Below are 26,283 nucleotides of genomic sequence, written 5' to 3'. Positions count from 1 at the left end.
TATACCCCGCGGGTGTACTGGTAAAACTTGTGTGTTGAAAATTTTTTACACCGGATTTTCAAGTCTGTATAATGAAGATAACGAAGAAAAAAACCGAGGTGGAAAATGGACAAACATACCGAGCATCAATCGTTAAATCATAAAAGCGCCAAAGAAAAAGACCAGATCCTGAACCGGCTGAAACGGATTGAAGGCCAAGTCAGGGGCATTCAGAATATGGTGGATAACGAACGATACTGCGTGGATATTCTCGTGCAGATTTCAGCCGTACAGGCGGCCATGCAGAAAGTCGCGTTTCATCTGCTGGAAGATCACGCCCATCACTGCGTAGCCGGCGCCATTGAGAGCGGAAACGGGGAGCAGGCGATTGCCGAGCTGCTTGATGTTGTGAAAAAAATCGCAAAATCATAAAATAAAATGTTTTGAAATACCCTACAGGGGTATGGTAACATGAAGAAGAAAAAACAAGACGTGGAGGGAATTATCATGGAACAAAAAACACTGCAAGTCGAAGGCATGTCATGTCAGCACTGCGTCAAAGCAGTAGAGACCGGAGTAGGAGAACTGAACGGAGTGACGGCGGTTCAGGTGAAATTGGAAGCCGGACAGGTGGATGTGACGTTTGATGAGAACAAAGTCTCCGTATCAGATATAAAAGACGCGATTGAAGATCAAGGGTATGACGTCGTATAAGGTTTATCGCGCTTCGGGAACGGGCGCGGTTTTCTTTTATGAAAATGATACCCCCTGGGGGTTTGTGAGAAGAGGTGAGGGCATTGAGTGAACCGAAAGAGATGACCATTCAAGTGGGAGGCATGACATGCGCCGCCTGCGCTTCAAGAATTGAAAAAGGGCTGAAACGGATGGACGGCGTCAATGACGCTTCCGTCAATCTTGCGCTTGAGACCTCAAATATTTCCTATCAGCCTGACAAAATCGAAGCTGGCGCCATAAAGGATAAAATTGAAAAACTCGGCTACCATGTTGTGACGGAAAAAGCCGAGTTTCAGATTGAAGGCATGACGTGCGCCGCTTGCGCCAATCGGATTGAAAAGCGCCTGAACAAAACAGAGGGCGTTGTGGGCGCACCGGTGAATTTCGCTTTGGAAACGGTCACCGTTGAATACAATCCGAAAGAGGTGACACCGAAAGAGCTGAAAGAGACCGTGGCAAAACTCGGCTACCGATTAGAAGAAAAGGAAGCGGACGGCCAAGACGGCGGATTATCCCAAAAGGAGAAAGAGCAGCGAAAGCAGCTGATCAGGCTGATATTTTCTGCCGTTCTCTCCTTTCCGCTTCTCTGGTCGATGGTCAGCCATTTTTCTTTTACTTCTTTTATCTGGATGCCGGATATCCTGATGAATCCGTGGCTGCAATTCGCGCTTGCCACCCCGGTGCAGCTCGTCATCGGCTGGCCTTTTTATATGGGAGCGTACAAGGCGCTGAGAAACAAAAGCGCCAATATGGATGTTCTCGTTGCGCTCGGGACGACGGCCGCTTACGCATACAGCCTGTACATGACGATTGCGTCTCTCGGACGAGACGGACATGTTGAGGGGCTTTATTATGAAACAAGCGCCATTTTGCTGACTTTGATTTTGCTTGGAAAGCTTTTAGAGATGAAAGCGAAAGGCCGCTCATCAGAAGCGATTAAAAAGTTAATGAAGCTTCAGGCGAAGACGGCGGCGGTTGAGCGGGAAGGGAAGGTACAGGTGATTCCGATTGACGAGGTCCGGACGGGGGATATCGTATATGTGAAACCGGGAGAACGTGTTCCTGTCGATGGCGAAGTGATTGAAGGCCATTCCGCAATTGATGAATCGATGATTACGGGGGAGAGCATGCCTGTCGATAAGTCTCCCGGAAGCACTGTCACCGGGGCGACGATCAATGCAAACGGCTTTCTCAAAATCAGAGCGGTGAATGTCGGGAAAGATACCGCGCTTGCACACATTATTAAAATCGTAGAAGAAGCCCAAGGATCAAAAGCGCCCATTCAGCGGCTCGCGGATCACATTTCAGGCATTTTCGTCCCGATTGTGCTGGGGCTGGCCGTGCTGACTTTTCTCATTTGGTATGTATGGGCGGCGCCGGGACAGTTTTCTGAAGCGATCGGCAAATTCATCGCCGTGCTTGTCATTGCCTGTCCGTGCGCACTCGGGCTTGCCACTCCGACGAGCATTATGGCGGGCTCCGGCCGCGCAGCTGAATTCGGCATTCTTTTTAAAGGCGGAGAGCATTTAGAAAAAACACAGCGTCTGACGACCATCGTACTGGATAAAACAGGAACGGTGACAAACGGCAGACCGGTTCTGACAGACGCCGTACCGGCAGAGGGAATGAACGAAGAGGAACTCCTGCGGCTGGCGGCGGCCGCCGAAACGGGATCAGAGCACCCGCTTGGAGAAGCCATCGTGTCAGGAGCCGAAAAACGGGGGATTGCCATCCCGAAAATCACCCGGTTCCAAGCCCGGATCGGTTCCGGAATATACGCCGAGGCTGACGGCAGAACGATTCTAGCCGGATCAAGACGGCTGATGGAATCGGAACACATCGAACATGAGGCGCTGCTTCCGCACATGGCCCGCTTGGAGGCGGAAGGAAAAACGGTGATGCTTATTGCGGCAGACGGCAAAGCGGCGGGGCTTATCGCAGTCGCCGATACAATCAAAGACACATCTCCGGCCGCGGTGAAACGCCTGAATGATATGGGCCTTGACGTCATCATGATGACCGGTGACAACAAAAAGACCGCGGAAGCCATTGCAAAAGCCGCGGGCATCGGCAGCGTGATCGCTGAAGTGCTTCCCGAACAAAAGGCGGCGGAAATTTCCCGGCTGCAAAAAGAAGGCCGGCGCGTGGCGATGGTCGGTGACGGCATCAATGATGCTCCGGCGCTGGCTGTGGCCGATATCGGAATGGCCATCGGCACCGGCACAGATATCGCAATGGAAGCGGCGGATATTACGCTGATCCGCGGTGACCTGAACGGCATTGCCGACGCCATCGGCATGAGCAGGCTGACCATGAGAAACATCAAGCAGAATTTAGGCTGGGCATTGGGATACAACAGCATCGGCATTCCGATTGCGGCGTCCGGCTTTCTGGCCCCGTGGGTGGCAGGCGCTGCCATGGCGTTCAGCTCAGTATCGGTCGTCCTTAATGCTTTGCGTTTACAGAGGGTAAAAAAAGACAAAATAGGCTGAGGCCTGTTTTGTCTTTTTTATTGACACTTTATTCAAAGCCTGCATATAATAGAGAAAACACATATATGAGTATATGTTCATATATATAAATTCGTTTAGCTGTATTGATGTTATGGGAATCCTATTACGGAAAGTAGGGTGAGTCGAAAATGAAAGCAGCCAAAGGTGAATTTGTATTAGACGGACTTGATTGCAGCAACTGTGCAAAAAAAATAGAAAACGGCGTAAAAGCCATTGACGGCATAGACGGCTGTGCTGTCAATTTTGCGGCAAGCACCATCACGGTCTCAGCCGGCGGCAAAAACGAGCAATGGATGAAAGACGAAGTCGCGAAAAAAGTAAAGTCCATTGATCCTCATGTGACCGTTCGTTCGAAGCACGAAGACAAACCCGGCGAGGATGAATACCGCAAAAAGCTGCAGCTGATGTTAGTGAGGCTGGCTGCGGGAGCCGTTTTGGCCGTCATCGCTTACTTCGCGCACACGAGCGCCGTCCTTGAGTTTCTGCTCTTTTTTGCTTCATATTTGATTATCGGCGGCGATATCGTAGCCAGAGCGGGAAAAAACATTGTCCGCGGCCAGGTATTTGATGAGCATTTTCTGATGGCGCTTGCCACGATCGGCGCATTTATGATTCATCAGTATCCGGAAGGCGTCGCGGTCATGCTGTTCTACCAAATCGGTGAATTGTTTCAGGGAGCGGCCGTCAGCCGATCCAGAAAATCGATCAGCGCGTTATTGGACATCCGTCCTGAGTACGCCAATGTGAAAACGGAAAACGGCATGACTGCCGTTCCGCCGCAGGACGTCAAAGTCGGACAGGTCATCGTCGTGAATCCCGGAGAACGGATTCCGTTGGACGGAAAGGTGCTGAGCGGTTCTTCGATGGTTGATACATCCGCTTTAACGGGCGAATCCGTGCCGAGAAAAGCGGAGCCGGGGCAAGATGTGATGGCCGGATTTATGAATCAGAACGGCGTGCTTCATATTGAAACCTCTAAAGGATATGAAGACTCTGCCGTGTCAAAAATATTGGATCTGGTCGAAAATGCGGCCGGACGCAAAGCGAAAACGGAAAACTTTATTACGAAGTTTGCCAAGTATTATACACCGGTTGTTGTCATTGTTGCGGTGCTTCTCGCCTTTTTACCGCCGCTTCTCGTGCCTTCAGCCGCGCTATCCGACTGGGTGTACCGCGCGCTGATTTTCCTTGTGATTTCTTGTCCGTGCGCACTCGTCGTCTCCATTCCGCTCGGGTTTTTCGGCGGTATCGGAGCTGCGTCTAAAGCAGGGGTGCTCGTGAAAGGAAGCAACTATTTAGAAGCGCTCAATCAGGTGGCATACGCCGTGTTTGATAAAACGGGAACCTTAACGAAAGGCAATTTCGCCGTTACTGATATCAAACCGGCGGCGGGATTTACGAAAGACAGCCTGCTTCATGCGGCCGCGCTTGCAGAAGCCCATTCCAATCATCCGATTGCTTCTTCCATCCGTGAAGCTTACAATCAACCGCTCTCGGCTGAGGAGATTGAAGAATATGAAGAAATACCCGGACACGGCATTCGGGTGAAAACCGGCGGATCAACGATTTTAGCCGGAAATCAAAAACTGATGGCAAAAGAACAAATCGCTTCCGGCACAGCTGAAAACAACGGAACCGTCGTCTATGTCGCCGTTGATCAGCAGTATGCGGGGGCGATCGTGATCGCCGATGAAATCAAAGAGGACGCCAAACAGGCCATTGCCAATTTAAAAGCGCTCGGCGTGAAGCGGACAGTGATGCTGACGGGTGATTCAAAGCAGACCGGAGAAGCTGTCGGCCGAGAGCTCGGTATTGATGACGTGTACACAGAGCTTTTGCCGGGTGACAAGGTAGACCGCGTCGAAGAACTTGAAGCGGCGCTTTTACCGAATGAAAAACTGATGTTTGTCGGCGACGGGATTAATGATACGCCTGTGCTTGCCAGAGCTGACATCGGAGCTGCCATGGGGGCTCTCGGCTCTGATGCCGCCGTCGAAGCGGCCGATGTCGTCCTGATGACAGACCAGCCGTCAAAAGCAGCCGAAGCCATCCGGATTGCACGCCGAACACGCCGGATCGTCTGGCAGAACATCGGATTTGCTTTAGGCGTAAAAATCATTTTTCTCCTGCTTGGCGCATTCGGATTCGCCACCATGTGGGAAGCGGTCTTTTCAGATGTAGGCGTCACGCTGATCGCCGTTGCCAACGCGATGCGCGTCATGAGAGTGAAAGCGGAATAATTGTCAAAGATAATTCGTTTTTCAGGGTTTTCTTAAACAAGGTTGTCTTGGTAAAATAGAGAAGCGGGCCATCCGGCATCCGCTTCTTTTTTATTTTAAAAACAATGAGGTGTCTGAGTGAAAAAGAAACAATCGTCTGCGAAATTTGCGGTGATTCTGACGTTAATCGTTGTCGTTTTATTTGCGGCCATCGTAATTATTAACAACCAAACGGAAAAAGCGGGCGAAACAGTCGCCGAACAGCCTTCCATTAAAGGACAGCCCGTGCTCGGCAAAGACAGCGCCCCTGTTACGGTAGTTGAATTCGGAGATTACAAGTGTCCGTCATGCAAAGTATTTAACAGCGATATCTTTCCGAAAATCAAAAAAGATTTTATCGATAAAGGCGACGTGAAATTTTCATTTGTGAACGTCATGTACCACGGAAGCGGCTCGCGTCTGGCGGCTCTTGCTTCAGAAGAGGTGTGGAAAGAAGACCCGGCATCATTCTGGGCATTCCATGAAAAGCTGTTTGAACAGCAGCCGTCAAGCGAACAGGAATGGGTCACGCCTGCATTGCTTGAAAAAACGGTCAAAAGCACCGCGAAAAAGGTTGATCCTGACAAGCTGAAGGAAAACCTTGATAAAGAGACATTTGCAAAAGAGCTGAAAGCTGACACTGACCTGAATGATAAATTAAACATTACGGCGACACCGACGATTTACGTAAATGACAAAGTGATTAAAGAATTCTCTGATTATGATGAGATTTCAAAAACGATTAAGAAAGAGCTGAAAAATGAAAAATAGAATCGTATTTTTATATGCTTCTTGGGTGATAGCTCTTGCTGCCATGCTCGGCAGCCTATATTTCAGCGAGATCAGAAAATTCATACCGTGCGAGCTGTGCTGGTATCAAAGAATTCTCATGTACCCGCTTGTCCTGATTTTAGGAATCGCCACCTTCCAGGGTGACACGCGCGTAAAAAAATACGTGCTGCCGATGGCCGTCATCGGCGCGTTTATATCGATCATGCATTACCTTGAGCAGAAGGTGCCCGGTTTCAGTGGCATCAAGCCGTGTGTCTACGGCGTGCCTTGCTCATCTGAATATATTAACTGGTTCGGTTTCATTACCATTCCTTTCCTGGCATTGACGGCATTTATTCTCATTATTATCTGCATGTGTTTTGTCAAAACGGAACGCACGGCAAAATAAAGAGCCTGCTCCATGGGAGCGGCTCTTTTTCTATTATTTGTACCAAGCTTTGTTTGTCTCAATCTGTCTGTTATGGGAGCTGTCCCAAATATCCACGGAATAGGCATAATCATAATTCATGACGCAGCGGATGCCGCTGCCTTGGGCGTCATGCTGAAGTCCGAAGTTATGGGAAAACTCGTGCTGTGCCGCTTTCGCCGTGTTGGCCGTTCCTTGATCAAGGTTCACGCTGAAAGCCGGGCCGCTCGGTTTGCCGTTATATACATACGCGATACCGCCGGCGTCAAAACTTGATTTTGCGGTAAAACCGACGACAAAATGATAATTTTGATTTCTGAAGCTGCCTTGGAGATTCGATAAAATCTGAGAACTGTTTGAGCCCGAGGAATTCCAAGCCTGCACGGCCTGTACGACGAAATCAATGTTGTGATCACGGTTAAAAGCAACATCCGCCTGCTCCACGATCTGGACGATTCGCGTTTGCCAGTCGCTGTATTTGGCGCGGTATTCAGCGTCCGCCACCGCCAGCACTCTGACCTTCTGGCTGCCCGTGCTGGCTTTAGTCGAGGCTTTATCCTGACTGACATTGGCATTGAATCGTTTCGTGCCGACCTGCTTGCCGTTTTCATCCAGAATTTTTGTGTCAACCGTCTGTTCGACTTGGACCGGGCCCTTCAGATCTTTAAAATGATCGGCTTTCGGAAGCGGGTCCGTATACACCGTTTTCGCCGGCTCCGCATGAGTGTGCGAATGCGTATGGCTTTCGGCTGACGGCAGGCCGGGAATTAATCCGGCGGCCAATAAAACAGGAAAAACAAGTGAACTGATTTTCATCTCATAACCCCCTTTTTGTTAGAGAAAGTATTCAATGAAACTTCCAATAAACCTCCTAAAATAGTATAAAATAGGTAAATGTTCTTGCTCCCAGCTGTTGCGAGTGAGGTTGTCCCGGGTTAGGAATCAGAATCTTTCAAAAATAAGGTTGATTTTAAGAGAAAGCGATTATAAAATCTAATGGTCGTCAGAAAATTTAACAAATAAAAAGGAGCATATGGAATGGCCTGGGAGCTGCTTAGTGTAATCGGCATCATTGCGTTTGCGGTCAGCGGAGCGATTGTTGCGATGGAAGAGGAGTATGATATTTTAGGCGTGTACATCTTGGGGATTGTAACGGCGTTCGGCGGAGGAGCGATCCGAAATCTGCTGATCGGTGTTCCGGTCTCCGCCTTGTGGGAGCAAGGCGCGTTTTTTCAAATTGCTCTCGCATCAGTTACGATTGTCTTTTTGTTTCCGAAGCTGCTGTTAAGACATTGGAGTAAATGGGGCAACCTATCCGATGCCATCGGGCTTTCGGCGTTTGCCATCCAAGGCGCTTTATATGCCGTGAAAATGGGCCATCCGCTCAGTGCGGTGATTGCGGCAGCGGTCCTCACCGGCAGCGGGGGCGGCATCATACGGGATTTGCTCGCGGGCAGGAAGCCGCTTGTGCTCAAGGCGGAAATTTATGCAGTCTGGGCCGCGCTCGGAGGGTTAATCGTGGGCCTCGGCTGGGCCGGGGATGCCGCCGGTTTGTATGTGCTGTTTCTTGTGCTTGTGGCATGCCGCATCTGCAGTTATGTGTTCAGGTGGCGCCTGCCGAATCGTTCCTATCATATAGATCAGTAAAAAACCGATTTCACAAACGAAATCGGTTTTTTTGCATAACGGCTTCTGATAAAAAAAGACGCCCGATATGATAAGAAAAAGGGTATTTGACCATAATGCTGAATAATATGTTGCATATATGTTTGTATGATGAAAGCCGGATTTGTCAGCTTGATGTCGGAGGTGCCGCTGATGGCAAAACGTGATAAAGAGTGGAAAGAAGAGCAGGAAAGAATCAATTTTGTCATGAAGGAACTGGAACAGAAACAAACTCATCTTGAAGCCTCATCGGGCGGATTGAAGCAGGATATTGTCGGGCTGAGAAAAACGTTTTGGGATGATGTCACCGTGAATATGGATGACGCCCACGAAGCGGCTGAGACATTTTCAAGCATTAAACAGCAGGCAGAAATGCTTTCAGAACGTGAACGGACGCATCGGCTTCAATACCGGCAGCTTCAAAAAATCCAAAAGCTGAAAACCTCTCCTTACTTCGGCCGTGTCGATTTTACGGAAAAAGGGGAGTCCTCTTCCGAGCGGATTTATATCGGGCTGACTTCTTTGATGGATGAAAACAACGAGCAATTTCTCATTTATGATTGGCGCGCGCCCATCTCATCTCTTTACTATCAATATTCCCCGGGAAAAGCCCGTTATGAAGTTCCCGAAGAAACGATAGAAGGAGACATCACACTGAAGCGGCAGTTTATCATTAAAAACGGGACGCTTAAAGCGATGTTTAACACGGATATGACGATTGGTGACGAAATGCTGCAAGAGGTGCTGAGCGGGCATTCCGGACAGCATATGAAAAACATCGTGTCAACCATCCAAAAAGAACAGAACGAAATCATCCGGGATGAAAAAAGCAAATATCTCATCGTTCAGGGAGCCGCCGGAAGCGGGAAAACATCCGCGGCGCTTCAGCGGGCCGCTTACTTGCTGTACCGCGGGCGCGGGGTGCTTGATGCCCGTCAGATTGTATTGTTTTCCCCGAACATTTTGTTCAACAGTTATGTGTCCGCCGTATTGCCGGAATTGGGAGAAGAGAATATGGAGCAGGCCACCTTTCAGGAATATATCATCCGCCGTCTCGGACGAAAGTTTGATTGTGAAAGCCCGTACGAGCAGCTTGAATATTGCCTGACTGAACAAAATCAGGACGCACTTTCCGTAAGGCTCGCAGCCATTGCTTACAAAGCGTCATCAGCTTTCCAGGCCATGATTGACCGCTATGCCGGCTCGCTTTCCGGCTCGGGCCTGATGTGTAAACAGATCAGCTTCCGGGGAGACATCCTGATTTCAAAAGAGCGGATTGAAGACTATTTTTATTCGCTTGATCAGCAGCTGCCGATTCCGAACAGAGCGGAGCTGACAGCGGAATGGCTTCTCGCGGAAATCAGCGCTCTCGAAAAAAAGGAGCGTAAGAAGGAATGGGTCTTGCAGGAGAGCGAGCTGCTTGATAAGGAAGACTATGCTGAGGTTTATCAAACACTCAAGAAGCAGGCGGCAGATGATGAACCTGCATTTGACGACCATCAGCGCGAACAGCGGCTGCTTGGCGCCATTATTGTCGGCAAAGCCTTTAAACCGATTAAGCAGGCCGTCAGACGGCTCGGCTTTCTCGATATAAAACGGATGTATCTCCGGCTGTTTTCAGACTGGGGAGCTGATGAAAAGCCCGATCATTGGGAGAGCATCGGCGCTTTGACCAGAAACGCATTTGCAGAACGGTCACTTCCGTATGAAGATGCCGCTCCGTATCTGTATTTGCAGGATCTGTTAGAAGGAAAAAGAAAAAACACACAAATGAAGCACGTCTTCATTGATGAAGCGCAGGATTATTCTCCGTTTCAGCTCACGTATATTCAAAGCATCTTCCCAGCTGCAAAGATGACGGTGCTCGGTGATGTCAGCCAGTCGATTTATGCCCACACCATTACGGGCCCTTCTTCCCTCGCCGGCTGCTTTCGCAATGGTGCAGAAAAGTATGTCAGCCTGAAGCGGACTTACAGATCGACGCGGCAGATTGTTGAATTTACGAAAGCGCTGCTGGCTGACGGCGATGACATTGAGCCATTTAACCGGAACGGGGAAAAACCGCGTGTTTTGCGCACGGATACAGAAAATGCGCGGCAGGAACAATTGGCGGATACAATCCGGGAGCTCAGACAAAAAGGCTGGGAGACGGTCGCCGTCATCTGCAAAACGGCCGCGGAAGCCAAAAAAGTGTTTCAGGCGGTCAGCGCCGAGAGCGGTGTCCGCTTGATCAATAAAGAAAACCAGCCTTTTCAAAAAGGGGTATGCGTCATTCCCGTTTATTTGGCAAAAGGCATTGAGTTTGACGCCGTCATTGCCGCTGATGCCTCTGCTGCCCAGTACAAAAGCGAACATGACCGTAAGCTGTTATATACGGCCTGTACGCGGGCGATGCATCATCTGACCGTATTGTCTCCGGGAGAACACTCTCCTTTTATTAAAGAAGTGCCCGCCGGCTTATTCGTGTAAGCCCTTTGCCAAGTGCAAAGGGCTTTTTATCATTAGTAATCTTAATCGTTGTCATCATGATTATATATTTTACTTACATACAAACTTTCGGTAAAGTTTCAATTAGAATATTATTTTGACAATTCCTATAGAAATAACGTACGTTACGTTTAATTCCTTGTGAGGTGGATATCGTTGCAACTTCAGGTCATGAACAGTCCGTTTAATCAGGAGCAGGCAGAGCTCCTTAACCGCCTTCTGCCGACCTTGACAGAATCACAGAAAATCTGGCTGAGCGGTTATTTGGCTGCGGCCCGGTCCGAATCCGGTGAAACAGCCGCGCCGGCTGCTCCGGCTCCTGCAGAAAGCCCGGCAGTTTCAAGAGAAGTGACCGTATTATACGGATCGCAAACGGGAAATGCGGAAGGTCTTGCGAAACAGACGGTAAAGACGCTTGAGGAACGGGGATTCCAGGTCACCGTCGCGTCGATGAACGATTTTAAGCCGAATAATCTGAAAAAAATAAACAATTTACTGATCGTTGTGAGCACGCACGGAGAAGGCGATCCGCCGGATAACGCGCTGGCCTTTCATGAATTTCTTCACGGCAGACGCGCGCCGAAGCTTGAAGCGCTCCGTTACTCCGTTTTGGCGCTCGGGGACAGCTCGTATGAATTTTTCTGCCAGACCGGCAAAGAGTTTGACGAGCGTCTTCAAGAGCTCGGCGGCACACAGCTTGCGCCGCGGGTTGATTGCGATCTTGATTATGATGAGCCGTTTTCTGAATGGCTTGACGCGGTCATCGGCGGTTTGAACGAAGGAGCGGGAAATCAAACAGCCGAAGCGCCTGCCGAGACGCCGGCTCTCGGTGAATCCGTTTATTCCAGAACGAATCCGTTTCGGGCGGAGGTTCTTGAGAACATCAATCTGAACGGACGCGGTTCGAATAAAGAAACACGCCATCTCGAGCTTTCGCTTGAAGGATCGGGCCTCGCGTATCAGCCCGGAGACAGCCTCGGCATCTATCCGGAAAATGATCCGGCGCTCGTTGATGAGCTGATCAATGAGCTGAAATGGGACCCAAAACAGGAAGTGGCGGTGAATAAACAAGGAGAGCGCCTCCCGCTGAAAGATGCGCTTACTTCTCATTTTGAAATAACCGTTTTAACAAAACCGTTCCTGCAAAAGGCCGCACAGTTTACGGCTGACCAAAAGCTGAGTGAACTTCTGGCCGAAGGAAACGAAGAGCAGCTGAAAGCGTACATCAACGGCCGTGATCTGCTTGATCTCGTCCGGGATTTCGGTCCGTGGGAAGCGACAGCGGAAGACTTTCTTTCCATCCTGCGTAAAATGCCGGCCCGGCTCTATTCGATCGCAAGCAGTTTAGAAGCGAATCCGGAAGAGGTGCATCTGACAATCGGAGCGGTCAGATATGACGCGCACGGCAGAGAACGAAAAGGCGTCTGCAGCATTCTGTGCGCGGAAAGACTCCAGCCGGGAGATACGCTTCCGATTTACATTCAGCACAACCAAAACTTCAAGCTGCCGGAAAACCCGGATACACCGATCATTATGGTCGGGCCGGGGACAGGCATCGCGCCGTTCCGTTCCTTTATGCAGGAGCGTGAAGAAACCGGAGCTGAAGGGAAAACATGGCTGTTTTTCGGGGATCAGCACTTTGTCACTGATTTTCTGTACCAGACGGAATGGCAAAAATGGCTGCAAAACGGTGTTCTCACAAAAATGGACGTCGCTTTTTCCCGGGATTCGGAGGAAAAAGTATATGTGCAGCACCGCATGAAAGAACAAAGCAAAGAGCTGTATGAATGGCTGCAGCAGGGAGCCGCCGTATACATCTGCGGTGATGAACAGCATATGGCGCATGACGTGCACCAGGCGCTTCTCGATATCATTCAGGAAGAAGGCGGCATGAGCCGTGAAAAAGCGGAAAGCTTCCTGGCAGACATGCAGCAGAAAAAACGCTATCAGCGTGACGTATATTGATTTTGGTTTGAAAGGAGCTTATTCAGCATGGTGAACAACATTTTAAAAGCGCCGGAAGGCCCTCCAAGTGATGTTGAGGAAATTAAAGAAAAAAGTGATTATTTGCGCGGCACATTGAAAGAAGTCATGCTCGACCGGATTTCAGCCGGCATCCCGGACGATGACAACCGGCTGATGAAGCATCACGGAAGCTACTTGCAGGATGACCGCGATCTTCGTAATGAACGTCAAAAACAAAAGCTTGAACCGGCTTATCAGTTCATGCTGCGCGTTCGGATGCCAGGCGGCGTGTCAACTCCGGAACAATGGCTTGTCATGGATGAACTGGCGCAAAAATACGGAAACAATACATTGAAGCTGACAACGCGTGAAACGTTCCAAATGCACGGAATTTTAAAATGGAACATGAAAAAAACGATTCAGAAAATCAATGCGGCGCTGCTTGATACCATTGCGGCCTGCGGAGATGTCAACCGAAACGTCATGTGCGCTTCAAATCCGCACCAGTCTGAAATTCATGCGGAAGTATACGAATGGTCGAAGAAATTGAGCGATGACCTTCTTCCGCGCACGAGAGCCTATCATGAAATCTGGCTTGATGAGGAACGTGTGGCGGGCACTCCTGACACGGAAACGGAACCGATGTACGGGCCGCTGTACCTGCCGCGGAAATTCAAAATCGGAATCGCCGTGCCTCCGTCCAATGATATCGATGTCTATTCTCAAGATCTCGGCTTCATTGCCATCGTGGAGGAAGGCCGTCTTATCGGATTCAACGTTGCAATCGGCGGCGGTATGGGAATGACGCACGGCGATACGGCCACTTATCCGCAGCTTTCAAAAGTCATCGGCTTCTGCAAACCGGAGCAGCTGTATGATGTAGCGGAAAAAACCATTACGATTCAGCGCGATTACGGAAACCGTTCCGTCAGAAAGAATGCCAGATTCAAGTACACTGTTGACCGTCTCGGGCTGGAAAACGTAAAAGCCGAGCTGGAAAACCGCCTCGGCTGGCAGCTGGATGAAGCGAAACCTTATCATTTTGACCATAACGGCGACCGTTACGGATGGGTGAAGGGTGTAAAAGGTAAATGGCACTTTACGATGTTTATCGAAGGCGGCCGCGTCACGGACTATGAGAATTATAAGCTGATGACGGGATTGCGTGAAATCGCCAAAGTCCATACGGGAGATTTCCGTCTCACCTCTAATCAAAACCTGATTATCGGCAATGTCTCGAGCCAGAAAAAGAAACAAATCAGCGCATTAATCGAACAATACGGTCTGACAGACGGCCGGCAGCATTCCGCCCTCCGCCGCAGTTCAATGGCTTGCGTCGCGCTTCCGACATGCGGGCTCGCCATGGCCGAAGCCGAGCGCTATCTGCCGAAATTGATTGATAAGATTGAAGACATTGTTGACGAAAACGGGCTGCGGGATGAAGAAATCACCATCCGTATGACCGGATGCCCGAATGGCTGCGCCCGCCATGCGCTCGGCGAAATCGGATTTATCGGAAAAGCGCCCGGAAAATATAATATGTATTTAGGAGCGGCGTTTGACGGCAGCCGTTTGAGCAAAATGTACCGGGAAAATATCGGTGAAGAAGAAATTCTGAATGAGCTTCGCACCATTCTCCCGCGCTACGCGAAAGAGCGTGAGGAAGGCGAACACTTCGGCGATTTCGTCATCCGCGCCGGCATCATTAAAGCGACGACAGACGGCACGAATTTTCACGAATAAGATGAGCACTTAAAACCAAGGATAGAGACACACTGACGGTGCGTTCTCTATCCTTTACTAAGAAGCATAAACGCTGCACCGCGTCATGAAACAGATGACGCAGCTTGCGAAAAAGCCTGTTTTCAGAGAAAACAGGCTTTTTCTTTTTTCGGAAAAAATGTAGCTGAAGGCAAAAAAAGTTCCCCGTGAGCACGTTATGAGAAATTTTAAATAAAAACGGGTAAAATAAAAGAAGAATGGTTGCGTGCGGAAAATATATTGAATCTGCCCGATCATCGGCTCCGGCCTTTGGCAAAGGCAGAGATCAGGCAATAATGATATGATGCAGCAGATGAAGGAGGTCATGCTTTGGACATATTTTTAGTCGTACTCGTACTTTTAACCATCATCGCGATCTCAAATATCGTAAATCGGTTTGTCCCCTTTATCCCGGTGCCTTTGATTCAGGTGGCGCTCGGTATCATTGCGGCGTCATTTCCGCAGGGGCTTCATTTTGAACTGAATACCGAATTGTTTTTTGTTTTGTTTATCGCTCCGCTGCTTTTTAACGATGGAAAACGGACGCCGCGTGCGGAACTTTGGAATTTAAGAGCGCCGATTCTGCTGCTTGCGCTCGGGCTCGTGTTTGCCACGGTGATTGTCGGCGGTTACACGATTCATTGGATGATTCCGAGCATTCCGCTGGCTGCCGCGTTCGGGCTGGCGGCGATACTGTCACCGACTGACGTTGTCGCGGTCAGCGCGCTGTCAGGGCGAGTGAAGATGCCAAAAGGCATTCTGCGTCTCCTTGAAGGAGAAGGACTGATGAATGACGCATCCGGCCTGGTCGCTTTTAAATTTGCGATTGCGGCTGCCGTGACGGGCGCATTTTCGCTGGCGCAGGCCGCCTTCAGTTTCGTTCTGATTTCAGCCGGCGGTTTACTCAGCGGTGTCGTCATTTCTTTTTTGATTATCCGTTTCCGGCTGTTTTTGCGCCGCCTCGGCATGCAGGATGTCACGATGCATATGCTGATTCAAATTCTGACGCCGTTCGTCATCTATCTCGCGGCTGAAGAAATCGGCGTTTCCGGCATTTTAGCTGTTGTGGCCGGCGGCATCACGCATGCGGTGGAGCAGGACCGTCTTGAATCAACGATGGTCAAACTGCAAATCGTCTCTTCAAGTACGTGGAATATTATTTTGTTCATTCTGAACGGTCTTGTTTTCGTTATTTTAGGGGCGCAAATACCGGATGTGGTCTCCGTCATCTTTAATGATACCGCGTTTAACAATATGATGGTCATCGGGTACATTATCGTCATTACGCTGACGTTAATGATTCTCAGGTTTTTGTGGGTGCTGTTTTTTTGGAACGGCAAGTGGTTTTTTAACAAGGATCAGAGCATTTATAAACCCGGCCTGCGCTCGACCCTGCTGATTTCGGTTTCAGGCGTCAGGGGAGCGGTCACGCTTGCGGGTTCCTTTTCCATTCCTTACGTGCTCTCTGACGGCTCACCGTTTCCTGAACGGAATTTGATTCTCTTTTTAGCCGCGGGTGTTATTATGTGCACATTGGTGCTGGCGACAATCGTACTGCCGATTTTGACAGATAAGCCGGAAGACAATGTGAAAGAGAAGAAAGTCAAATTGCTGACAGCGAGACGGAAGCTGATAAAGGCAGCCTTAACGGCCATTAAAGAAAATATGAATGAGACAAACAAAACGGCTTCTTTTGCGGTTATTGCCGAATACAATGAGAAAATGAAAAATCTCAGATTTCAGCAGTTCACCGTCAAAAACCGCACGAAAAAAGATGAGCGGAAAGTCCGCGCCCAAGGGATACAGGCTGAACAGGAAGAATTGCTGCGGCTGATTGAGCGGGGCGACATACCGGAAGAAACGGCTGACAGCCTTCAGGAACGGTTTGATGAACTGGAAGTGCTGTATACGAATCCGTTTAAAGTCGGCTTATCTAAGAAAAAGCTGAAACGCCTGATGTACTGGATCTTTTTCGGTGAACAAAAAAAGCCGGAAATGACGATTTTAAATGAAGAAGGCCTCATCCGCGCCACAAGGGTTAAAACGGCAAAAGCGGCCATTGAAAGCCTGAAAAAACACATGACTGAAGAAAATAAAGATGTGACGCTTGCCGTCATTTCCTTTTACAATCACTTGATTTTCAGGCTGGGGCACTCGTATCACGAACAGAGTCCGAGCCGCCGTTTTGAAAATCAAAAACTCGAAATCAAACTGCGGGCCGTGCAGGCCATCCGCAACGAAATCCAAACATTGTTCGAAGAGCGGGAAATTTCCCGCGATATGTCACATGAGCTTCGCCAATACATCAATGATGTAGAAGCGGCCATGCTTGACGGAGATGAATAAATCAAAAAAGTCCGGCATCTGTCGCCGGACTTTTTTTGATTACGGACGATGGAATTCGACGTGATCGCCGTCGCGGTCAAACCAGCCTCTGAAGGCCCAGTTGATCCAGCCGCCATCACCTTTATTGGTGAAGCTTCCGTCTTCAAACACCCAAATGCCGTACGTGATGCCGTCATAAACAGCGGAACCGTAAAACTGAACACCGTTAAAATGATCTTCATATTCCTGGCTTAAATTAAACACCATGACGTTATATTTTTGTCCGGAAGCGTAGAATGAAGATTCCATTAAGTTTTTGACGAAGCCGTCACGGTTTTGCGCCGACTTAATCGCGTCAGCAATCGAATTGCCGATGCCGAGCAGGTCAACGTCAATGTTTAATCCGACATCTTTTGCTGAGGCATCTGATGATTGCTGTGCCATGTTTTGAGGGACCGGGGTTTCTTTTGCGGATACAAAGGACAGAGGAGTCAGAGACAAAGCGGCGCCAAGGGCAACGGACATCGGGATACGCATACGTTTCATATGATTTCCTCCTTCAATTGTGTGGTGGCTACAGTAGCGATTTACCCGGACAGTTACCCGGTTAACCGGAATTTTTGAAAAATAGGAAAATAATAACGGAAGTGGTGCTTGGGCACTAAAGATGGTTTTTGTGATGACGATGAGCGTATAATTGGTTTCTTACGGCGGAAATGTGAGATAATAATAACCGTTTACATAATGACTAGAAAGGATGGTTCAACGTGGCAAAAAGCTTAAAAGATACTGTAAAGCTTCATAATGGCGTTGAAATGCCGTGGTTCGGCCTTGGCGTCTTCAAGGTGGAAAACGGAAGCGTAGCGGCGGACTCCGTCGAAGCGGCAATCAGAAACGGCTTCCGCAGCATTGATACGGCGGCTATTTACAAAAATGAAGAGGGTGTCGGCGAAGGCATCAGAGCTGCGGGCGTTGCCAGAGAAGAGCTGTTCATCACGTCAAAAGTGTGGAATGAAGATCAAGGATACGAAACGACACTTGACGCGTTTGAGAAAAGCCTTGAGCGCCTCGGCCTCGATTACCTCGACCTTTACCTGATTCACTGGCCGGGCAAGGATAAATATAAAGACACATGGCGCGCTCTTGAAAAGCTGTACAAAGACGGCAAAATCCGCGCAATCGGCGTCAGCAACTTCCAAGTGCATCATTTAGAAGAACTGCTGAAAGATGCTGAAATCAAGCCGATGGTCAACCAGATTGAATTCCACCCGCGCCTGACTCAAAAAGAAGTAAGAGATTTCTGCAAAGCGCAGGGCATTCAAGTGGAAGCTTGGTCTCCATTGATGCAGGGACAGCTCCTCGATAACGAAGTGCTGTCACAAATTGCGGAAAAACATAACAAATCGGTTGCTCAAGTGATTTTGCGCTGGGATCTTCAGAACGAAGTCGTTACCATTCCGAAATCGATTAAAGAGCACCGCATCATAGAAAATGCCGATATTTTTGATTTCGAACTGTCACAGGAAGAAATGGAAAAGATCAGCGCATTGAACAAAGACGAGCGTGTCGGCCCGAATCCGGACGAGCTTCTGTTCTAAGAAAAAAACAGCCCTTTACGGGGCTGTTTTTCTTTACATAAATGTCTGTGTCTGACGTTTTACGCTGAACCTGTATGCGGCTATTAATAACAGGGCGGCGGCGAAGGCTCCCAAAATGATGATGTTCAGCATCAGGCTTTGGAACGTGCGGCCTTGCTGCAATTGATCCACCGTATCGAGCACCCAGCGCTGAGGCAGAAATTCGGCGATTGTCTGCACCGTTTTCGGCATAATATTGCCCGGAAAGAAGCAGCCGGCCAGCAAGCATGTCGGCACGACGATCAAATTCAAAAGCGCCGATGCCGAAGCGCTGCTATTGGAAAAACCGACGGCAATAAAGGCGACCCCGATCGCGCTTAATGCAAACAGCATCATCAGGACGAACAGCTGCCACAGCGGGAATGACGGATGAATATGAAAAGCGGCGCCCATAAAGAGAACGGCGAATAGAATTTGGACGGCCATGATAATGATATTCACCGCCGCGTTCGCCAATACATACTGCTTTGATGTGATCGGCGTTGACAGAAGCCTGTAGTATGTCCTGTTTTCTCTCTCTTTAATCATTAGTTCCGTCAGGTTGCCGGCGGAATAGAGCATAATGATAATGAGATACCCGATGACTGAGTAAGTCATTTCTTTATGGTTCGATGTATCTTGTAAAACAGCGGACTCCGTTTGAATGGGAGAATGCTTGAAATCGGCGTACATCGCCTGAAAGGCCTTTGCGTCTCCGCCGGAGGATTTGCCGATTGAGGCGATGCTGTTCATATAATTGTACAAATAAGAGCTGACATATCCGGTGACCTGGGCGCCTTTCAGCGAGGTCATGCCGATGTGGGACGGTTTCCCGTCTTTTACGCTTTGGGAGAAGCCTTTTTCAAACGTAATGAGCGCCTCCATTTTTCCTGAAGCGATCTTTGATGTGGCGGACGCAGCCGTTTCCTCCGAAATCTTCACATGATCCAGTCCTTTTAAAAACGCGGCCGTATCCTGCGCCACTTCTCCGCCGTCTTGATCGAGAATGCCGATATTGAGCGTTTCGGCTCCGCCGTTGGCATTGGTCATGAAGGAGAGGAAGACGCCGATCAGCGGAGCCCCGATATAAAGAATGAGCTGTTTTTTGCTTTTTGTAATCCCTTTGAGAGTGTGCGCAAACAGCCACCAGAAGTTTTTCATATTACAGTCCCTCCCGTCTTTGAAACGTAAATGCGGCGATCAGCAAAAAGAGTGCCGCCAATGCTGTATTTAAACCGAGTGCAGGCCATGCCGCTGATACATCATTTGCGTAAATGATGCTGTTAATCGCCTTATTGATCCAGGATAAGGGCGACAGGGCGGAAATTCCTCCGCCTTCATATTTGTAATAGGCGCCGCCGATAATGGACATCACCTGAACGATGATGACGGTGATTAATCTGGCGCTTTCGGGTTTTCTGGTCAAATAGCTCAGGCTGAGTCCGAAGCTGACGGCCAAAAGAATTTCAGAAACGAGAATCAAAAGCACAAGTCCCATGTGGCTGCCCCAATTCGCTTTTAAGATAAATTTGCTGAAGGCGACAACGGCAAGAATCGTCAGAACATTCACAGCCAAAATGCCGAGCATCTTTCCGAGAAAGATATCGCTTTTCCGGAGCGGGGCGGCGATCAGGCGATCTGCGGTGTGCCGTATTCTTTCCCCGCGGAATAAGCTGCTTGCAAAAATCGAGGCGTACAGCCCGATCATCGTCGTCATGGATATCGCGTAAAAATCTTTCGCTTTCGGTTCTTTCGCTTTGTGTAAAGACGTCTGCTTCATATAATCGCTTTTGATTTGTCCGGCGGAAGGCGCCTTATGCGCCTTGTAAGCGGCGGCGCCTGCTTTGTATTGATTGGTAAAAGCGGTCAGCATGCCTTGGACGATCGTGCCGTTTATGCCGCTCCGGTCATTTGTATAGACTTGAAAACCGGTGTTTTTTACAGTGACGAAAGCATCCGCCTGATTTTCTCGAACCTCGTTTTTGCCTTTTGCCTCCGTGTCCGCTTTTTGAAAATAGACATGCTCTTTTTTGGCGTTTTTCATAAACTCAGTAAAATCATGAGAAAGAGGGCCGTTTGACTGGTCCGTATATACCACCTTGATGTTTCCGACCGTCACCTCTGAATCAAAGGCGTTTGATAATGCCGCAGTGAAAATCAGCATGAAGACGATCGGAAAAGCAAGCATGAAAATAAAAGTCCGTCTGTCGCGAAAACTGATTTTGATTTCTTTCCCGGCGATGTGCAGAATATTCATTTGCAATCCTCCTTTCAGTGGGGTCAGTCGCGCAGGCTTCTGCCTGTCAGCGTGAGAAATACCGTTTCTAAGTCAGGGGCCTGTTCCTGCAAGGAGCGGATTTCAATTCCTTTGTCCATGAAGTACCGGATCAGGCGGTTTAAATTGTTGACCCCTGTGTCAGAGCTGATTTTCACGCTGTTTTCTTCCAGTGTGGCGGCTCTGACGCCGGGCAGCTCCTGAATATCGCCGAGGCTGATGCCGTTTCCGGATGACAGCTCAATCACGACGTCCTTCGTGTCGGTAATGATGGAGGTCAGCTGTTCTTTTGTGCCTTCTGCGATGACTTTTCCGTGGTCAATGATGGCGATGCGCGTGCATATTTCTTCCACTTCCTCCATGTAGTGGCTCGTGTAGATGATCGTGCAGCCCATTTCATTCAGCTTTTTCACTGATTGCAGAATATAATTTCTTGATTGCGGGTCAATGCCGACCGTCGGTTCATCCATGATGATCAGTTTCGGCCGGTGGGCAAGAGCGCACGCAATATTAAGCCTGCGCTTCATTCCGCCGGAAAAATGCTTCGGCAAATATTTGTGTTTATCGCTCAAGCCGACGAATGTCAGGGCCTCCTCGACCCGTTCTTTCAGAGCCGCCCCTCTCAGGCCGTACAGCCCGGCGAAGAACTTCACATTTTCATAGGCGTTTAATTCTTCGTAAATCGCGAGGTCCTGAGGGACGATGCCGATATTCATTTTCGTTGCTTTGCTATATTTGAAAATATCTTTTCCGAGAAACAGAATGTCTCCGCCTGAAGGTTTTAAAAGGCCTGAGATCATATTGATCGTCGTGCTTTTTCCGGCTCCGTTTGCGCCGAGAAACCCGAAAATCTCACCTTCTTTTACGGCAAGCGACATCTGGTCAACGGCGGCATAATCACCGAATTTCTTACTCAGCTGTTTGAGCTCCAAAATGTTCATGTTTCCACCTCTATGTCTTATGATGCTCTTATTATAAAAAAAAGAATGAACGGCCGTTAGTGCAGCTGTTCATTCCTTTGACATGAGAATCTTCATATTTTTCACATGAAAACATTCACTTATTCAACCGGAAGCAATGTCGTGACGGAAAAACCGGCCGTGCCGTCAAAAATAACGGTTCCGTGCAAGACGGCCGCCCGTTCTTCCATACCGAGCATGCCGAGGCCTTTTTTAAAGCGGACGGCGCCGTTTCCGTTATCTTTCACTTCCGCTTTCACGGCTTTGTTCAGCACATGGATATCAATGAAAATCTGCGTGGCATCGGCGTATTTCATTGCATTGGTCAAGGCTTCGGTTACGTTTTCCTGAATGACTCTCCAATGCATTTGCGTCAGCCTGTCCAAATCGCCTTGATGCGTAAACGGAACCGGCATCCCGTTTTTGGCCGAAAATTCATCAATAAACGTTCTTAATCTGTGAATGCCCATTTGTTCAGCGGGCGGTTTCATATTTTTCAGCGTAATACGGATATCCTCTATGCCCTCTTTGGAAATGGTAATGGCATTTTGGAGCAGTTCAGCCGCTTTGTCCGGATGGGAGCCGAGCATCCGTTTCGCCGCTTCCATCTGAATGAGCGCGCCTGTCATGGAATGGCCGATTTTGTCATGGATGGCTTGGGACAATCTGTTTCTTTCTTCGAGTTTGCCGGTATACTCCGATTGTTTGATATATTCTGTGCTGCTGTGCAGCTGTTTCGTCAGTTTTTCAATGCTTGAGCGCATGCTGTCTGACTGCTCTTCATATTTTTTCAGCCGGTCGCTGGAACGGGCGGCCAAAACGAATATCGCCAAGCAGAACAACGTCATGACGATATAAGTCGGAAGGTCGCCGTACGGGATAAATAAAAACGGCACAAACACGAGCAGGCAGAACACATAGCGGTGAACCGGATATTCGGCAAGAACGGCAAAAATGGCGGGCGGCAAAAGAAACAGAAACGCCGGATGGCCTAAGGCGGAAAGCCAAGCGGTCAATGCCAGCGCCATGAGGGTGATCCCGCGCCTCCAAGCGGTCTGCCTGATCATGCAGACCGCAATGCCCAAAGATAGATAAAGCAGCAGAAACAAGACGGCGTACGGTGTGTAAAGGCGGTCTGCCGATACGAACAAAAAAGCCGTATAAAAAATGGCGATCAGTCTGCTCATCAGCATCCAAAAATCCATACCGTTCAACGCCCGTTATCCACCTTCCCGGTGATATAATAAATCGCGATCTGCGTTCTGTGCTCAAGCCCCGTTTTCCCTAAAATAGATGAAATATAATTGGCCGTCGTCCCTTCAGAAATGAAAAGCTGTTTTGAAATTTCCCTGTTCGAGAATCCTTTCGCAATAAGCGACATGATGCTGAGCTCTCTTTCAGTAAACTGGCTTTCATCAATCTGATGCGCGGCTTCCGCCGGCCGGGAAAGGCTGTCTTTTATTTTATCCAGTACGGTGTCCTGAAGAATGCTGTGCCCGTTGAAAACGCTTTTGATCGCATCGCGGATCCGTTCCGGTTCGGTGTTTTTTAATAAATATCCTTTCGCGCCGTTTTTAATCGCTTCTAAAATATACTCATCGTCGTCAAATGTCGTCAGGATCATCGGCTTCGTATCCGTTTCCTCAGCGATCCGTTTTGCGGCTTCGACGCCGTTCATCACCGGCATGCGGACGTCCAGCAAGGCGATATCGACGGGATTGTGTTTACAATACTCTGCCGCCTCGAGGCCGTTTTCCAACGTTGCCGATACAGTAAATTCCTCATATGTATGCAAAATGATTTTCATTCCTTCTCTGATGAAAGAATTATCATCCGCGATAATGACATTAATCTTCATGGCCGCACCCTTTGTGTGTTTTTTGTTTCATTATATACCATCCGATTTTAAATCAAAAAGCCTCCCGGCGAAAGGTGCGCGGAAGGCGGATCGGTCAAGCGGGTTTTTTCAATTGGATGAAAAACAGCATCAGGAAAGAAATGATCACAATACAGATCACCCACACCCAGGCGAGTGTTTCATTGCCGGAGTCCATCGCGACGTAAATCGCTGTCGGCAGCGTTTGGGTGACACCGGGAATATTTCCCGCAAACATTAAAGTCGCCCCGAATTCACCTAGCGCACGTGCAATACTGAGAATGCTTCCGGTCAAGAGGGAGGGAAAGGCAAGCGGGACGGAAATGCGGGTGAACACCTGCCACCTGCCGGCTCCGTCTACTTTCGCCGCTCCCTCAATGTCGGCATCAACCGCGGCGAAGCCCGTTTTAGCGGACTGATACATAAGCGGGAAGGCGACAATGGCCGAAGCGATCACCGCGGCCGACCACGTGAAAATGACGGGCTGGTGAAAAATCCGCTCGATCGTCCGGCCGATAAAGCTGTGTTTCCCGAAAATAATAATGAGAATGAAGCCGACAACGGTAGGCGGAAGAACGAGCGGGAGCATAAACAGGGTCTCTACAGCCGTTTTTCCGGGAAATCGCGCTTTCGCCATCCAGGCGCCGGCAAGCGTTCCGAGAATGATGACGGCGATGCCCGATGCCAAAGCCACCTGAAACGACAGTACGACGGGAGTGAAAAACTCCGAAGCCGTAATGTTACTTGGCAGTAAATCCATATTTCTTAAACACTTTCATCGCTTTATCTGACTGCAGATACTGATAAAACGCTTCTGCTTCTTTACGGTGCTTTGTATCCTTGACGATGCCGAGCGGATAAACGATCGGATCGTGCGTTTTCGCCGGCGCTTCATCGGTGATTTTCACCTTTTTCGAAATCAGCGCGTCTGTTTTATAGACAAGCCCGGCATCGACATTTCCGGTTTCAACATAAGAAAGCACCTGGCGAACGTCTTTTGCATAGACGACTTTATCTTTTACCTTGTCCCACAGGGATAATGCCGTCAATGACTGTTTGGCGTATTGTCCGGCCGGAACGGATTCAGGCGTGCCGAGTGCAATTTTTTCCGCGCTGTCTTTTTTCAGGTCATTCAGATGTGTCAGGTGTGCGCTGTTTTTCTCAGGTACGATCATGACGAGATCATTTTTCAAAAGATCCGTGCTGTCCTTTTTGTCGATATCTCCGTCATGAACGAGCTTTTCGAATTTATCTTCGGCTGCCGAGAAGAATAAATCAGCTCCCGCGCCTTGTGAAATTTGTTTTTGCAATGTGCCTGATGATCCGAAGTTGTCTTGAATGGTTACGTTTGAATGTGATTTTTCGTAGTTGGTCTGGATTTCTTCAAGTGCATCCTGAGCGCTGGCTGCCGCAGAAACGGTCAGCGTGACTTTTTCGTTTTGTCCGCCTTTGGACGATTGTCCGGATGAGCAGCCCGCAGTTGCCAGGAAAACGGCCATAGCCGCAGTTGTGAGTAGTGTCGCTTTCTTTTTCAACATTGTGCACCCCTTATAGCTAAATATCATTAGATCAAACTAATTATAACGCAATTGTACGTGATGGTGCGGTTTTTTTTCAATATCTGAACAGTTATAATAAAAATGGAGCGTGATAATATGACAGAAGCCACTTCCTATACAATAGAAGAAGTTGCGGGCCTTTTGAAGGTCTCCAAACTGACAGTATATGATTTGATAAAAAAAGGACTCATTCCGGCGTACAGGGTCGGAAGACAGATGAGGGTCGATGAAGAGGACTTAAAACAATATAAAGCAAACATGAGAATGTCAAAAAAGCCATCCGCAGCAGAAGCGCCTGACCCGTCCCGCGGGCGGGAGCCGGAAAAAAGGCAGTCCGTTATCATCAGCGGGCAGGATGTGTCGATGGACCTCCTCAGCAAACAGCTGGAACAAACAATACAGGCGGCTCCGCTCCGCAAGTACAGCGGCAGTTTGAACAGCCTGATCGAGATGTACCGCGGAGCTTGTGACATCGTCAGTCTGCATTTGTACGATGGGGAGACGGGGCAGTATAACATCCCGTATGTGAAGCGCATTCTTTCAGGGGAGCCGTTTGCGCTTTTTCATGTCGTGCTGCGGCAAGCCGGATTATATGTGAAAAAGGGCAATCCGCTGAACATTCAGGGCTTTCAGGATTTGAGCCGAAAGGATATCCGCATCGTCAATCGCGAAAAAGGATCAGGCGCGAGGGTGCTGCTGGATGAACAGCTCAGATCTTTCGGCATTACGCCGTCTGATGTCGCCGGCTATCATGACATTGTCACGGATCATCTGTCAGCGGCTTCACAAGTATCAAGCGGAAAGGCGGATATCGGAGTCGGGTCGCAGCATGCGGCGCATATGGCGGGCACGGATTTTATCCCGGTGATCAGTGAGCAGTACGATGTGGTCGTCTTAAAACAAAACCGGGAGCTTGTTCAAAGCGTGCAGGACATTCTTAATTCTGAGGAATTCAAGTCCCAGCTTTCTCAATTATCCGGATATGATACGAAAATGACCGGACGGCTTATATATGAAACATGAAAAATCCCTCCATATAAGGGACTGACCCCATAATATGAGACAAACAAAAAACACCTTCAAGTTTGAAAACGGATCGTTGTTATCCGAAA

Annotated in this window: 22 protein-coding genes; 13 read left to right on the top strand and 9 right to left on the bottom strand. The window is 49.0% G+C overall.

From position 1 onward, the window contains the following. Positions 1-105: 105 nt before the first annotated feature. The 6 genes from csoR to NYE28_RS17475 all read left to right on the top strand — a co-directional run bounded on the left by csoR (position 106) and on the right by NYE28_RS17475 (position 6,665). A complete protein-coding gene (gene csoR / locus NYE28_RS17500) occupies positions 106-411 on the top strand; it encodes a copper-sensing transcriptional repressor CsoR (RefSeq protein ID WP_003151723.1) in 306 nt (101 codons plus the stop codon). A 75-nt stretch (positions 412-486) separates the two neighbouring features. Beyond that, positions 487-693, top strand: a complete 207-nt coding sequence (gene copZ, locus NYE28_RS17495) for a copper chaperone CopZ (RefSeq protein ID WP_015240581.1) — start codon at positions 487-489, stop codon at positions 691-693. Between the two features lie 83 nt (positions 694-776). After that, a complete protein-coding gene (locus NYE28_RS17490; RefSeq protein WP_160223272.1) occupies positions 777-3,206 on the top strand; it encodes a heavy metal translocating P-type ATPase in 2,430 nt (809 codons plus the stop codon). 149 nt (positions 3,207-3,355) lie between these two features. Beyond that, entirely contained in the window at positions 3,356-5,467 is a 2,112-nt protein-coding gene (locus tag NYE28_RS17485; RefSeq protein ID WP_342490186.1) for a heavy metal translocating P-type ATPase, read from the top strand. Positions 5,468-5,584: 117 nt separating this feature from the next. Further along, positions 5,585-6,256, top strand: coding sequence for a DsbA family protein (locus NYE28_RS17480; protein WP_060561955.1), 672 nt, complete (start codon positions 5,585-5,587; stop codon positions 6,254-6,256). After that, on the top strand, positions 6,246-6,665 hold the full coding sequence (locus NYE28_RS17475; RefSeq protein ID WP_007410015.1) for a disulfide oxidoreductase: 420 nt from the start codon (positions 6,246-6,248) through the stop codon (positions 6,663-6,665). The genes NYE28_RS17480 and NYE28_RS17475 overlap by 11 nt, the downstream gene beginning before the upstream one ends. 33 nt (positions 6,666-6,698) lie before the next feature. Here the strand turns inward: NYE28_RS17475 and NYE28_RS17470 are convergent, their stop codons facing one another. After that, on the bottom strand, positions 6,699-7,499 hold the full coding sequence (locus NYE28_RS17470; RefSeq protein ID WP_015418210.1) for a zinc-dependent metalloprotease: 801 nt from the start codon (positions 7,497-7,499) through the stop codon (positions 6,699-6,701). A 222-nt stretch (positions 7,500-7,721) separates the two neighbouring features. On the opposite strand from NYE28_RS17470, the gene NYE28_RS17465 reads away from it, so the two are divergent. From NYE28_RS17465 to NYE28_RS17445, 5 genes are all read left to right on the top strand, one after another. After that, on the top strand, positions 7,722-8,330 hold the full coding sequence (locus tag NYE28_RS17465; RefSeq protein WP_007410017.1) for a trimeric intracellular cation channel family protein: 609 nt from the start codon (positions 7,722-7,724) through the stop codon (positions 8,328-8,330). Between the two features lie 171 nt (positions 8,331-8,501). Beyond that, positions 8,502-10,817: an RNA polymerase recycling motor HelD gene (gene helD / locus NYE28_RS17460; protein ID WP_342490185.1), complete on the top strand. Its 2,316-nt coding sequence runs from the start codon at positions 8,502-8,504 to the stop codon at positions 10,815-10,817. A gap of 174 nt (positions 10,818-10,991) precedes the next feature. Continuing rightward, positions 10,992-12,800, top strand: a complete 1,809-nt coding sequence (locus NYE28_RS17455) for an assimilatory sulfite reductase (NADPH) flavoprotein subunit (RefSeq protein WP_007410019.1) — start codon at positions 10,992-10,994, stop codon at positions 12,798-12,800. Between the two features lie 27 nt (positions 12,801-12,827). Beyond that, positions 12,828-14,543, top strand: a complete 1,716-nt coding sequence (gene cysI, locus NYE28_RS17450) for an assimilatory sulfite reductase (NADPH) hemoprotein subunit (RefSeq protein ID WP_094031277.1) — start codon at positions 12,828-12,830, stop codon at positions 14,541-14,543. A gap of 348 nt (positions 14,544-14,891) precedes the next feature. Continuing rightward, the gene (locus NYE28_RS17445) at positions 14,892-16,907 is read left to right on the top strand and encodes a Na+/H+ antiporter (RefSeq protein WP_039253862.1); all 2,016 of its coding nucleotides are present in this window, start codon (positions 14,892-14,894) and stop codon (positions 16,905-16,907) included. A gap of 39 nt (positions 16,908-16,946) precedes the next feature. On the opposite strand, the gene NYE28_RS17440 is transcribed toward NYE28_RS17445, so the two are convergent. Then, positions 16,947-17,432, bottom strand: a complete 486-nt coding sequence (locus tag NYE28_RS17440; RefSeq protein WP_012118436.1) for a hypothetical protein — start codon at positions 17,430-17,432, stop codon at positions 16,947-16,949. 221 nt (positions 17,433-17,653) lie between these two features. Between NYE28_RS17440 and NYE28_RS17435 the strand changes: the two genes are divergently transcribed. Beyond that, on the top strand, positions 17,654-18,484 hold the full coding sequence (locus NYE28_RS17435; protein ID WP_342490184.1) for an aldo/keto reductase: 831 nt from the start codon (positions 17,654-17,656) through the stop codon (positions 18,482-18,484). 33 nt (positions 18,485-18,517) lie between these two features. Here NYE28_RS17435 and NYE28_RS17430 read toward each other — a convergent pair whose 3' ends face one another. The 7 genes from NYE28_RS17430 to modA all read right to left on the bottom strand — a co-directional run bounded on the left by NYE28_RS17430 (position 18,518) and on the right by modA (position 25,150). After that, the gene (locus NYE28_RS17430) at positions 18,518-19,663 is read right to left on the bottom strand and encodes an ABC transporter permease (RefSeq protein WP_012118435.1); all 1,146 of its coding nucleotides are present in this window, start codon (positions 19,661-19,663) and stop codon (positions 18,518-18,520) included. 1 nt (position 19,664) lies between these two features. Next, positions 19,665-20,759 (bottom strand): ABC transporter permease, encoded by a 1,095-nt coding sequence (locus NYE28_RS17425; protein WP_015240574.1) that lies wholly within the window; start codon positions 20,757-20,759, stop codon positions 19,665-19,667. Between the two features lie 23 nt (positions 20,760-20,782). Beyond that, entirely contained in the window at positions 20,783-21,718 is a 936-nt protein-coding gene (locus NYE28_RS17420) for an ABC transporter ATP-binding protein (RefSeq protein ID WP_020956334.1), read from the bottom strand. Between the two features lie 119 nt (positions 21,719-21,837). After that, positions 21,838-22,941, bottom strand: a complete 1,104-nt coding sequence (locus tag NYE28_RS17415; protein WP_342490486.1) for a histidine kinase — start codon at positions 22,939-22,941, stop codon at positions 21,838-21,840. A 5-nt stretch (positions 22,942-22,946) separates the two neighbouring features. Then, complete coding sequence (locus NYE28_RS17410; RefSeq protein WP_007613734.1) at positions 22,947-23,594, bottom strand: response regulator transcription factor; 648 nt, start codon at positions 23,592-23,594, stop codon at positions 22,947-22,949. A gap of 94 nt (positions 23,595-23,688) precedes the next feature. Beyond that, on the bottom strand, positions 23,689-24,372 hold the full coding sequence (gene modB, locus NYE28_RS17405; protein ID WP_039063632.1) for a molybdate ABC transporter permease subunit: 684 nt from the start codon (positions 24,370-24,372) through the stop codon (positions 23,689-23,691). Further along, complete coding sequence (gene modA, locus NYE28_RS17400) at positions 24,353-25,150, bottom strand: molybdate ABC transporter substrate-binding protein (protein ID WP_025285253.1); 798 nt, start codon at positions 25,148-25,150, stop codon at positions 24,353-24,355. Before modA ends, modB begins: the two co-directional genes overlap by 20 nt. Positions 25,151-25,267: 117 nt before the next feature. On the opposite strand from modA, the gene NYE28_RS17395 reads away from it, so the two are divergent. Next, positions 25,268-26,194, top strand: coding sequence for a substrate-binding domain-containing protein (locus NYE28_RS17395; RefSeq protein ID WP_136396598.1), 927 nt, complete (start codon positions 25,268-25,270; stop codon positions 26,192-26,194). Positions 26,195-26,283: the final 89 nt, after the last annotated feature.

Origin of the sequence: Bacillus sp. FSL R5-0443 (assembly GCF_038608285.1) — a bacterium.
Lineage (GTDB): Bacteria > Bacillota > Bacilli > Bacillales > Bacillaceae > Bacillus > Bacillus velezensis.
Note: the sequence above shows the minus strand (reverse complement) of the source record. Positions and strands in the feature narration are given on the sequence as shown.

Bases quoted from the DNA above. Each gene is read 5' to 3' on its own strand.
- NYE28_RS17410 (WP_007613734.1), bottom strand. From the start codon at position 23,594: ATGAAGATTAATGTCATTATCGCGGATGATAATTCTTTCATCAGAGAA.
- NYE28_RS17415 (WP_342490486.1), bottom strand. From the start codon at position 22,941: ATGGATTTTTGGATGCTGATGAGCAGACTGATCGCCATTTTTTATACG.
- NYE28_RS17395 (WP_136396598.1), top strand. From the start codon at position 25,268: ATGACAGAAGCCACTTCCTATACAATAGAAGAAGTTGCGGGCCTTTTG.
- NYE28_RS17420 (WP_020956334.1), bottom strand. From the start codon at position 21,718: ATGAACATTTTGGAGCTCAAACAGCTGAGTAAGAAATTCGGTGATTAT.
- NYE28_RS17470 (WP_015418210.1), bottom strand. From the start codon at position 7,499: ATGAAAATCAGTTCACTTGTTTTTCCTGTTTTATTGGCCGCCGGATTA.
- NYE28_RS17485 (WP_342490186.1), top strand. From the start codon at position 3,356: ATGAAAGCAGCCAAAGGTGAATTTGTATTAGACGGACTTGATTGCAGC.
- NYE28_RS17475 (WP_007410015.1), top strand. From the start codon at position 6,246: ATGAAAAATAGAATCGTATTTTTATATGCTTCTTGGGTGATAGCTCTT.
- NYE28_RS17440 (WP_012118436.1), bottom strand. From the start codon at position 17,432: ATGAAACGTATGCGTATCCCGATGTCCGTTGCCCTTGGCGCCGCTTTG.
- helD (WP_342490185.1), top strand. From the start codon at position 8,502: ATGGCAAAACGTGATAAAGAGTGGAAAGAAGAGCAGGAAAGAATCAAT.
- modA (WP_025285253.1), bottom strand. From the start codon at position 25,150: ATGTTGAAAAAGAAAGCGACACTACTCACAACTGCGGCTATGGCCGTT.
- csoR (WP_003151723.1), top strand. From the start codon at position 106: ATGGACAAACATACCGAGCATCAATCGTTAAATCATAAAAGCGCCAAA.
- NYE28_RS17430 (WP_012118435.1), bottom strand. From the start codon at position 19,663: ATGAAAAACTTCTGGTGGCTGTTTGCGCACACTCTCAAAGGGATTACA.
- copZ (WP_015240581.1), top strand. From the start codon at position 487: ATGGAACAAAAAACACTGCAAGTCGAAGGCATGTCATGTCAGCACTGC.
- cysI (WP_094031277.1), top strand. From the start codon at position 12,828: ATGGTGAACAACATTTTAAAAGCGCCGGAAGGCCCTCCAAGTGATGTT.
- NYE28_RS17425 (WP_015240574.1), bottom strand. From the start codon at position 20,759: ATGAATATTCTGCACATCGCCGGGAAAGAAATCAAAATCAGTTTTCGC.
- modB (WP_039063632.1), bottom strand. From the start codon at position 24,372: ATGGATTTACTGCCAAGTAACATTACGGCTTCGGAGTTTTTCACTCCC.
- NYE28_RS17465 (WP_007410017.1), top strand. From the start codon at position 7,722: ATGGCCTGGGAGCTGCTTAGTGTAATCGGCATCATTGCGTTTGCGGTC.